This window comes from Pseudomonas sp. MWU12-3103b, from assembly GCF_023100615.1.
Classification (GTDB): Bacteria; Pseudomonadota; Gammaproteobacteria; order Pseudomonadales; family Pseudomonadaceae; genus Aquipseudomonas; species Aquipseudomonas putida_A.
In genome coordinates this window covers 170,104-179,859 of sequence record NZ_JALMEY010000013.1, presented here as the reverse complement: position 1 = coordinate 179,859, position 9,756 = coordinate 170,104, and the positions used below count along the sequence as shown (strand labels likewise).

The window sequence follows — 9,756 nt, the reverse complement described above, 5'->3', positions numbered from 1 at the left end:
AAAAAACCCGCTCAAGGCGGGGTTGGCTGGCCCAATGGGCTGGTTACTTGCGGTGCAGGATCCCGCCAGGCTGGAGCTCCTCGCGGAGGACTTCGCGAACGGTTTCGGCAATGGGCTTGATTTGCTCAGCCTGCGCAGCCATCGCACTGACAAGCTCCGTCTGGGAAATGAGGCCTGCGAGCTCTTCGAGGGCTTGCTCAGCATCTCGATCGTTGACTGCGAAGCGATCCGCGCTCACCAGAAACTGCGAGGCAATACCCAGCCCGATGCCAGCAGCCACATACTGACCATTGAGCAGCTCGGTTTTCACGCTCCACTGCGGGGTCAACTTCGGATTCTGAATGCCGGCTTCGTCGATCGACTCCTGACGGATGTACGTCACGCCATCAACGATGATGAATGGTTTTGGCGAAGGCTCTGCTGCGGACGGAGAGCCAGACTCCTCCTTATCAAGATCACCGATCCTGACCGGGCCCATCGGCCCTCCGTTGATCTCGAGCAACCCTTTGGTGAACTTCCAGCCAGACACGCCTGGCACATAATCTGCGCTTTGCATTTTCCCTCTCAGCCGGCTCGAAACCGGATGTTGACGTTAATTTGGTAGAAGCCCTCGAACTCGCCGGCGACCACTTGGCTGGCTTCCATGCATTCAAGGTCACCGGACTGCCAATAGGCGAAGTGAGCTTCGAGCGCGTCGGCCAGTTCATTGATGGCCTTGGTGCCAGTGCGCTCCCGAGCGAAGCACTGAATGCTGATCTGCCCGGGCTTGCGGGTGTGCGGCCGGTCAGCCATTCCAGCCATGAAGGCCGAGGCGTACTGGATATTCAGCCGGCACCAGAGGCCGGTCGCCGGCGGCGTGAACACTTCCGGCTGGTTCGGGTAATCGATCCGCGCTTGGTCAATGCCAGTGAAGGCGACCATGCGCGCGGTGATGAGCGCCCTGATTTGCTCGAAGGTCATGTATAGGCCTCGGATACGCCGATGAAGGCAAGGTCATAAACCCCGCCGGGCGCCTGCGTGGAATGCCCCAGCTCCAGCATCTCGCCGTAGGGACTGTTCGTTTGGATGTAGATGACGGGAAACTGGCCCGATGCCTTGATGAGCATGCTGCCCTTGCTGATCGTTTCGCGGCCAGACGGGTCGATGTTGTCGGTCACCGTCATGTCCGGAGCGCCGATCGAGACCAAATGACTGCCTCGGAATGTGCCGCCGATGTACCCCTTCCCAGCCGCCTGCGCTTTGACGAAGTAGTTCTCTTCGCGCTCCCGCTTGGTCAGCTTCTTTAAGGCCTTGCCACCGGTGCGCGCAGCGTTGCGTGCGTCGACGTTCGCGTCATAAGCATCAGCCAGCGCTACGTTCTTCGTGCGCAGCGCCACGTTGGCCTGCCATAGGTCAGGGTTACCGACCGGCGAACGGTTCACTACCTCCGTGAGCATGGCGGTCGCGATCACGCGAGCCATCTGAGTGATGTCCTCGCCTGCCTGGTCGGCGAACTCCGTGAGGCTATGGCTCCAGCCCGCTTTGTTGGCCATCAGACTTTCCTCAGCTGGATCTCGTAATGGGCGCCGGCCGGATCGGTCTGGACGTTGACCACGTCGAAATCGTTGATCTTGTGTCCGATGTCCGGAACCCCGCCGATCGTTTCGTTGGTCAGTGCGATCAACAACTGGTCGGTGGCGCGGATATTCACGCCGTCGACCTGGGCAATCTTGAAGGCGTCGAACACGCCCCTGCCGGTGTAGGCGATCACAACAGGGTCGCCCGCCACCTCATTGACCGGATCCCACGTTCCCGGCAGCGTCACGCCGCCGCTGAATGGCTTCACGGCGTCCGCTAGATCAGTGTCGAAGGCCTCGGCCAGATCCGCCTGGATCTCTTCACGTAGGCCCATGGGTCACCTGTACACGTTGAAGCTGAAGCCGCTGGCACGCCATGGCGCGAGCAGCCCTAGCGCGAACTGGATTCCATCGGGCAGCGCGGTGGACTTGCTGGTGTCGATCGAGGCGAACGTCTTGCTGGTGGTCACCGATCCGGCCTTCACCGTCTTGGCTTCCAGCGATCCTTCCGTTTGTTGCTGGTAAAGTTTGCCCTCGGAAGCGACTACCGCCAGCTCGGCGCCGGCCTGCTTCACCCCTTCTGGAATGGCGTCCATATCGACACCGACCAGGTTGAGCGAGGTCAGATAGGCATTCGCCTGCAGCACGGCGCGGGCCTTCTTGTAGTCTGGTGCCCATGAAGGTCCGAGCTCGGCGTCCACGTCCGCCACGGTGATGTAGGTAGCCATCAGGCCTCCGCTTGAATGAGTGGGGCCGAAACCCCGGGTGCTACTGGTTGGCCTTCAGCAGAGCGAGCAGCTCAGGCTTCGAGTCGTTGACCTTGTAGGTCACGCCCTTGGCGTCGAGCTGTTCCTTGATCTGCACGACGGTAAGATCATCGAGAGCTGAGCCGTTGTTCTGCGGTCCAGGAGTCAGCCGCGCGACTTCTGCGCGGAGCGAATCAACTTCACCCAGCAGCTCATCGCGCTTGCTCTTCAGTGAGGCGATGCCTTCGTGAATAGAGGTCAATGCATCGAACAGCCGAATCGGCAGTTCGCCGGCGCCAGGATGTTCCAGTGGAGCGAGACCCTCGGTCGCTTCGATCAACAGCACGACGCTGTCGCGCTCTGCATTCAACTTGTCGATCAGCTCCTGCAGCGCCGCGCCTTCCCCGCCGCTTTGGCCATCGATCACCAGAACCGTCGCGGGAGCAGCCTGTCGCAGTGTCACTTCAGGCACATCGAAGGCTTCACCCTCGCGGTCTTCGGTGACGTTCGCATCGACGATGCGCAAGCCGCGCTCCTTGGCCAGCGCCTTTACGTTTTCCCGGTACTGGTGGAACGGACCGGGCAGATACCAGATTTTGTTGCTCATGATCATGTCCTCGCGGAGCCGGGTACAAAGCCCGGCTCAACAGTCAGGGGTTACTTGGAGGCGTCACCGATCAGAGCAACACCGGCGGTGTGCTTGATGCTGGTGGCAGTCTTGTCCCAGTTGGTGCCGGTCGCCAGTTCGGCGTCGGTCGGAGACTTGCCGCCGGCGGTGGTGTCCCAGGTGTAACCCTTCAGACCCAGGCCGAAGGTGTAATCGGTCTGTAGCGTGGTCTCGATGCGCTCCTTGCCGTTGGTGGTCTGGACGTTGCTGATGATGTCGCGGCCGTCGTGCACCATCGCCGCGCCTTGCACCAGCGACAGGACGATTTCCTTGTTCGGCGTACCGGTCTGCATGAGCGCCGGCGCGTCAGTGACCACCGAGATCTTGCCGAGGATGTCCACTACGCGGACGTTGCCCGCTTGGAACAGCTGCTCGCTGTTGGTGAGCGCCTGACCGACCAGCTTGTGGTAGGTGGTGCCCTGCATGATCTGGGTGACCAGCGACTGGCTCGCATCGCCGAACTTCGCGTGAGCGTTGTTCAACGCGGCCTGGCTGATGCCGGCGGTTGCAGAGACGTCGTTGACGGCTGCCGCCTGAGCGGTGATCGCGGCAACCAGTGCGGCGATCGCCGTGTTCAACTGATCCTTCAGCAGGATCTCGGCGAACGCGCGCGAAGCGACTTCAATGCCCTGAGCGGTTGGTCGCTCCAGCCAGGTCATCTGCGATGGCTCGTAGCGGATCGGACCGAAGCCACCGGCCACCTTCACCGAGGAGTTTTTCAGCTCGGTCAGGTCGGTGATCGGCGCTGCACCGTTGGCGGCGTAGCGATCAACGCGGCGCTGGGCAGCAGCCAAGGTCTGGAAGAACGACTCCTGAAGGAAGTCGCCGGTGAAGCCGTCAGGCGACAGCAGGATGGCGCCACGGCTGGCAGCGTTGAACGCCACCAGCATCTGATCCAGCGTCTCGATGGTCGCCGGCATTACGTATTCGTTGAAGACCTGCATTTGCGACAGGGACATGAGTGATTTTCCTTATTTCTGAGGGAGGTCTGGGAACCGGCTCGCGATTGCGGCCTGTCGTTCCTCTTTGGTGCCGCCGATGTTTCCTTTTGCGGCCCCGCCGCCTTTCCCAGCACCGCCGGCCCCGCCGCCCGATGCCTTGCTACCAGCGATCAGCGGACCGAAGGCCGGATCGTTGGTGAATTCTGCTTTCAGCTCATCCAGCGTTGCCGCCGAGAGCTTGCCGGCCGCGTCCAGCACGACGACGGTTGGTTTTCCGTCGCGCTGCTCAACGCTGAGCCGGCGCTCGATGTGGGGAAGCAATGCCTTGGCGCTGCCAGGGATGGCCAGAGTGGTCGCGATCTCGGTCGCAGTACGACCCACGGTCAGATCCCGGATCTGGCCTTGAAGGGTGGCATTCGTGCTTTCGAGTTGGCCGGTCAGCTCAGCTTCGCGGCGGGAGTACTTTTCGGACCAGGACTTTTCGAGCTCTTCGACGTTGCCGGACTTGCGCAGCGCTTCTTCTCGATCCAGTCGAGCCTGCTCTTCAGCAGCCTTGCGCTTGTCGGCCTCGGCCTTCTTCTCGTCCAGGAGCTCCTGGACTTTGGATTTCAGGCCGGAAACATCTTCCGGTTGTGGCAGTCCTTCAATGCCGAGGACGAACTTGCCGTCCTTCTCGACGTACAGGGCCTGGATGGATTCGTCGACGCCTTCGAGGCTGTCCAGTTGGAATTTCAAGGTCATTGCTGTCTCCCAGAGACGTTGGGCAGGCCCTGCCTGCAGGAATAAAAAGGCCGGCGGTTGGCCGGCCTCTAGTAGATAAACTGGATAAGCTTGAGGGAGCACTCAGGGAGTGATATATTTTACTCAAGGAGCGACATTTCGCTGCTCCTTTAACCCGAATAGTGAGGTAATCAGAAATGTTGAAACACCAATTCATTCTCGGTGAGGATGGCCAGCCAATTTTTGCCGTCATCCCGTACGCTGAGTACGCTGACGTCTTCGGCGCTGCGCGAGCAGAGCCGACCGGCCACGTCGACCACCCAATCCCCCTCTCGATCCCACTGCCGAATGCAGGAGCAAGCGCTGCCATCGATCTGCCGCGGTTCGTTGAGTACTGGGTGCGTTGTGGAATCCAGAGCCTTCCGATCAACAAGCGGGCGAAGCCGTTTCACGAGTTCGAAGGTCGAGAGCTCTTCTCCTTGGAAGCGCTCATTCGCACCTGCTTCATCTCCGAGTCGTACCGCAACACGATGCAAGCGGTGAACGAGGTAACGGACAAGCTGGTCGATACTGGACTTTTCCGCGAAGTCCGCTTCAACCAGGCTCGCCTGTTACCGGGCCAGATTTTCCAGCGTGAGCAGGCGATCCTGGAAGCACAAATTCTCCCCTACTCCCGCAGCGTGAATTGCCTGGAGATCGTGTATGACAAGGCGAAGGAGTACTGCAAGCAACATCCCGTCGCCCCGGACCAGAAGATTCCGTCCGCTTGGTTTAATCGAGGCCATGCCTAAAGCACAGGAGCGCGTGACACAGTCGTGCGCTCCTTCTTCTACGATGCAAAAGCCTTTTCAAACGCCATCGGCTCACGCTCGCGCAGTTGCTGGAGGGTCAGCGTCTTGCCGTTATCGTCGATGAACCTGTCGAGGGTTAGCTCACCTTTGCTGAACAGCGCATACCGGTTCGGCCCGAGGATGTCGCGCTGGAAGGCCGCCGGCTGACGAGCCAGCCATACCTGATAGCTCGTCTTGCTCGACACAAGCGTCACCCCGTCAGGGCCGATTGAGGGCCGCGTCGAGCCTTTAATTTCACGCGCAAACTCGTCCTTCAGCACCGGGATGAGCGTTGTGCGGCAGCCCCAGTGATACGGCGGCTTCGGCCCATCCAACGGGATAATCGTCTGGTCGACGCTCATGCAGAACAGCGTGGTCTTCGAGTCCAGGGTCGCCACCCTGCGCATTCCTGCGAGGATGTCGTCGTTCGCCTTCAGCGTCTCCACTCGCGCCGTGCTGGCGATGTGGTTGGTCATGGTGCGGACCAGTGTGCCGGCCTGATCCTGCTGCAACTGGTGAATGCTGGTCAGTCGGCGGCTGATCTGCTGGCTGGTTTCGCCCAGGCTCGAACCGATCTGAATTTCGCCGATGATCTCGGCGGCCTTCTTGGTTCCGAATTGGTCGAGCGCACCACTGATGCTGATGCGCTGGATGCCTTTGCGTGCTTCGAGTTGCAGCGGATCGGCCAAGGCCGCGGCGGAGATCATCTCGGCCGATGGCACATGGAGCTGAACCACCGCCCGGACCACTTTGCCCAGCATCGTCGCGTTGAACTGCGCCTCATACGTTGCGAACTCGCTGAGATCCAGCTGCGTGCGCCCTTTGAGGTCGTCGTAGATGCCCCGCAAGTCGCCCTGAAGCGTTTCAATCTGAGAGTTGTACCGACGCGTACCGTAAGCGCTCAGGCCCTCCGAAACGCGCTGCTTAGCGGTCTTGATGGCTTTGCTGATGAACGACGCCACACGCTTCAGGTTTCCGCCAGCATACCGCTGGACGTAAATCTGGTGCCGCGTGGCGGCGTCCTCAAGAAAGCCTTCATTACTCATCGTTCCCGCCTACCGGTGGCGCGCTGGCCAGCTCTTCGTCGATCTTCTCGTCGGTGCGATCAGCTTCAAGCACACCGCCCTGACGCAGATTCACCCGGACATCCGACTTCGCAATGAAGCCTTGTTGCCACAGTTGCACCTGGGCAACGATGTCTTGCGCGGTCATCGTCTCGTCGAAGAACGACTGATTTAGCCAGAACACCGTGCCCTTCTCGTCCGGCGCATCCATCATAAAGCGCTCGGCGTCGAGGATGGCTCGCTTCAGCGCCTCGGATACGTTGCCGGCAATAGTCCCCAGCACGCTGTTGTCGGAGCTGTACCGGATTCGAACAGCCTCTGCCGTCTCGGCGCCGCTGCCCTTCTGGACTACACGGGCGCCGATCATCAGCATCTGCTCTTCCTTGTCCTTCATCAGGGTTCTGGCGAGCTGGGTTTCGGTTGCCTGCAGCATGACTGCGGATCCGGACTTTCCGAGGTTATGTCCGCGCCGCGAACCGATGTGCATGCCGTTCGGGTTCAGTTTCGCGAACTCGTCGGCTTCAATACTGGTGGTGATGAACAGTGTCGGCTGGCTGCTGATGAAGCCGCTCTCCTCCACCGTGGCGCTGTTGCCGTAGTGCAGGATGTTGACGTCGGCCAGGTCTTCCAGCGGAGACTTGTCGATGCTGGCGTCGTTGTTCTGGGCGCCGTAGAAGCTGAACGGGATGTGATCGAAGGGCTGGCCGGCCTTGTCGGTAGGCTGCGTCTCCTCAATGCTTTCTTCGCCCTCCTTGTAGACGCGCTGAATGTATCGCCCATCGACCAGCAGCAGGACCCGGTTCTGCGTGTACGTCTCGCGGGACAGATCGGCGGCATTGAACTCGGATACGCACTCCCGCAGGTTCACGTACACCAGACGCTTCACGCCATCGATCACCTGCTCGTCCCAGTCGATGATCGATAGGGCGTCGTAATGGTGGATCAAGGCGCGCTTGGTAGCGAGATCAGCCATCGAGCTGACACCGCTTTCAGTGGCCACGGTCGGGAAGTCGACCAGAAAGCCGCCTCGCCCGCTATCCAGGCACTCGCCAACCGATTCTTTCGACAACTGCTCAAGGCTGGTGCCGTCGCCGCTGGCGTTTTCCTTCAGGTACTCCACCGCAGTCGGCAGTGACAGCTCCGCCGTCTTGCGAAACACTGCCCCCATCAGACCAGTGCGCGTGCGATCGGTGATATTGAGGAACATCGCCCGCTTCTTGTACTGCTTATACCGAGCCAGGTTCTCCGGAGATTTGTTTTCCGGGTCTGGCATCGGCAGGTATTCGTCGTGCTTGCGCACCTCACGCGCACCGGCTACGCAGCGTTTCACCAACTGCCAGCCAGGCAGGGCTTGTGCGTACTCTGCCCGGGGAGTGCTGAAATTCGCCATGGATGGCCTCAGAAGCTGAATGTGACAGGAATGTGCGTGACCGGCCTGATGATCGGGTAGTCGTGGTGGATGAAGTAACCGCCAGCGTCGTTCGCGTGGTCGACGCCTGACTTCTTGTCGGGCTCGCCATTCGGCGCCCATACCTGCTGCTCCAAGCCGTCCGCATATGTTGGGCAGCGCAGCGGGTTTACCAGGTAGCGCCGCTCGCCATTGGCGTTGCAGAACATCGCGTTCATGGCGTTGATGCGGTCTTTCACCGGCGGGTTCGCATCTGGTGCGATGACGCTGAATCCCGCTTGGCGCAGGATGGCAATGTCTGTCTCACTGGCATTTACCGACTTGCGGGAGCCACCCGAGGCATCCGGATAGATTCGAATCTCACAGGTTTTCTCGTAGTCCTTGCCGTTGTAGCGCCAGTAGCGCTCCTTGATGCGCCGGATCATGTCCGGGGTATCGAAGCCATCGATCAGCTCGTCGACTGCCCGAGGCTTCCCGTCTGCACGCTTGACGTGCGTGATTGCCGCCATCTTGCCGACGTTGAAGTCCATGCCGATGAAGAGTGGCTCGCCGGGCTCCACCGCATCGAAGCAGCCATTCAGCTTCCGGTCGTACGCGTGGTAGATCGAACCAGCATTCAGGTTGACGAACTGGCCGTTGAGATAGGCCAGGATCAGCTGCGGCGGGTAAGACTCCATCAGGGATGGAATGTAATCGGGTGGCAGGTTCAACTCGTTGTCGAACGTGCTGGCCTGTACCAGCCCATACATGCCTTGCAGCGAGGGCTTCTCGCGCAACTGCTTCACGAACTGCTGGTATACGAACTTGAAGCCTTCCGGCGTCGTGGTCACGTCTACGCCGTTCTTGAGCCCCGGCTCGTTGTAGCGCATACGGGCAATGATCTTGCGCCAGGCGTGTTCAGCCTTCAGTGCGGGCAGGACGTCCAACTCATCCACCAGCGCATGTCCAATCTTGAAACCGACAATCGTCTGCGGCTTCTCCATCGAACGGCAGATGGTCGTGCTGCGATACTGTCCGCCGCTGTAGAACTCGACCTCCTTGTCGCTCTCCTTCGTCTTGACCTTCAGGCCCCAGTCGAAAGCCACCTCTTCAATCGTCGGAAAGAAGATGTCGCGGATCTGCGGGTAGGTCGGCGCGAAGTATCCCGAGTTGATCCTCGGCCACTCCCAAACATGCTTGCAGATACCGGCGCAACCTACCCACGTCTTACCCGAACCGAAACCGGCAACAAAGCCGCGAAACTTGTTCTCCATCTGGAGGAAGCGCGCCTGCGGGACGTTAAGCGTCGGCATCAGGCTTCCTCGCATCCACCACGTCGACCTGCACTCGCGTGGGCGGCACGTTGTCGTGGGGGTTCTCGTTCTTGGTCTGGCGATTGACGTAGATGTCGCCAACCTCTTTGGCCGCCTGCTCTAGTAGCTGAGCAGTGAGGGCCATGTTCTTCATGCTCTCGGCCTTCTCAGCCATCCGCCCCAATGCGCGAAGCCGATAGGCTCTATGGGCGATCGGGATGTCCGCAGTCTCGGCAGTGAATCGCTCTCGGCAGGCATGGAACATGTCCGCCCAGCGCGGTGCCAGGCCACGTCCTGCGTACTTCGTTGGGTCATGCCCCTCACAGGTCTGGCGACTGACATCTATGCCGAATTCTTTCTTGACGGCCTCCACCACCTGAGAGGGTGTATCGAAGCAGGCCAGAGCCTGAACAATGAAGGCTTTGACCTCGCTTCGTAGTGCTGCCATGTGAATTTCATCCGTCAGGACCTGTCAGGAATCAGGCCGACTTGAGCAGACAGGTTCCGCAGGCCCTCGATATATTCGATTTCG

At 60.2% G+C, this 9,756-nt stretch carries 13 protein-coding genes; 1 reads left to right on the top strand and 12 read right to left on the bottom strand.

Features of this window, described 5'->3' with window-relative positions; all coding sequences use genetic code 11:
• Positions 1–43: 43 nt before the first annotated feature.
• The 8 genes from M0808_RS20410 to M0808_RS20375 are packed head-to-tail and all read right to left on the bottom strand — an operon-like array spanning position 44 to position 4,651.
• Positions 44–556: a DUF1983 domain-containing protein gene (locus M0808_RS20410; RefSeq protein ID WP_247842266.1), complete on the bottom strand. Its 513-nt coding sequence runs from the start codon at positions 554–556 to the stop codon at positions 44–46.
• Positions 557–564: 8 nt separating this feature from the next.
• Positions 565–960 carry a phage tail terminator-like protein gene (locus M0808_RS20405; protein WP_247842265.1) on the bottom strand — a complete coding sequence of 132 codons (396 nt, stop codon included), beginning with the start codon at positions 958–960 and terminating at the stop codon, positions 565–567.
• Positions 957–1,532 (bottom strand): HK97 gp10 family phage protein, encoded by a 576-nt coding sequence (locus M0808_RS20400; RefSeq protein WP_247842264.1) that lies wholly within the window; start codon positions 1,530–1,532, stop codon positions 957–959. Before M0808_RS20400 ends, M0808_RS20405 begins: the two co-directional genes overlap by 4 nt.
• Complete coding sequence (locus tag M0808_RS20395) at positions 1,532–1,891, bottom strand: hypothetical protein (protein WP_064361197.1); 360 nt, start codon at positions 1,889–1,891, stop codon at positions 1,532–1,534. Before M0808_RS20395 ends, M0808_RS20400 begins: the two co-directional genes overlap by 1 nt.
• 3 nt (positions 1,892–1,894) lie before the next feature.
• Entirely contained in the window at positions 1,895–2,284 is a 390-nt protein-coding gene (locus M0808_RS20390; protein ID WP_247842263.1) for a protein singed, read from the bottom strand.
• 40 nt (positions 2,285–2,324) lie between these two features.
• The gene (locus M0808_RS20385; protein ID WP_247842262.1) at positions 2,325–2,909 is read right to left on the bottom strand and encodes a hypothetical protein; all 585 of its coding nucleotides are present in this window, start codon (positions 2,907–2,909) and stop codon (positions 2,325–2,327) included.
• A gap of 50 nt (positions 2,910–2,959) precedes the next feature.
• Positions 2,960–3,928 (bottom strand): major capsid protein, encoded by a 969-nt coding sequence (locus M0808_RS20380; RefSeq protein WP_047297589.1) that lies wholly within the window; start codon positions 3,926–3,928, stop codon positions 2,960–2,962.
• 12 nt (positions 3,929–3,940) lie between these two features.
• Positions 3,941–4,651: a hypothetical protein gene (locus M0808_RS20375; protein ID WP_247842261.1), complete on the bottom strand. Its 711-nt coding sequence runs from the start codon at positions 4,649–4,651 to the stop codon at positions 3,941–3,943.
• A 176-nt stretch (positions 4,652–4,827) separates the two neighbouring features.
• Between M0808_RS20375 and M0808_RS20370 the strand changes: the two genes are divergently transcribed.
• On the top strand, positions 4,828–5,421 hold the full coding sequence (locus M0808_RS20370) for a hypothetical protein (protein WP_247842260.1): 594 nt from the start codon (positions 4,828–4,830) through the stop codon (positions 5,419–5,421).
• Positions 5,422–5,459: 38 nt separating this feature from the next.
• Here the strand turns inward: M0808_RS20370 and M0808_RS20365 are convergent, their stop codons facing one another.
• From M0808_RS20365 to M0808_RS20350, 4 genes are read right to left on the bottom strand one after another with little or no spacing between them, the layout of a single operon-like run.
• The gene (locus M0808_RS20365) at positions 5,460–6,506 is read right to left on the bottom strand and encodes a phage head morphogenesis protein (protein ID WP_247842259.1); all 1,047 of its coding nucleotides are present in this window, start codon (positions 6,504–6,506) and stop codon (positions 5,460–5,462) included.
• Entirely contained in the window at positions 6,499–7,914 is a 1,416-nt protein-coding gene (locus M0808_RS20360) for a DUF4055 domain-containing protein (RefSeq protein WP_247842258.1), read from the bottom strand. The genes M0808_RS20365 and M0808_RS20360 overlap by 8 nt, the downstream gene beginning before the upstream one ends.
• An 8-nt stretch (positions 7,915–7,922) precedes the next feature.
• Positions 7,923–9,224 (bottom strand): terminase family protein, encoded by a 1,302-nt coding sequence (locus M0808_RS20355; protein ID WP_247842257.1) that lies wholly within the window; start codon positions 9,222–9,224, stop codon positions 7,923–7,925.
• A complete protein-coding gene (locus M0808_RS20350) occupies positions 9,211–9,672 on the bottom strand; it encodes a DUF2280 domain-containing protein (RefSeq protein WP_223007880.1) in 462 nt (153 codons plus the stop codon). The genes M0808_RS20355 and M0808_RS20350 overlap by 14 nt, the downstream gene beginning before the upstream one ends.
• Positions 9,673–9,756 lie beyond the last annotated feature (84 nt).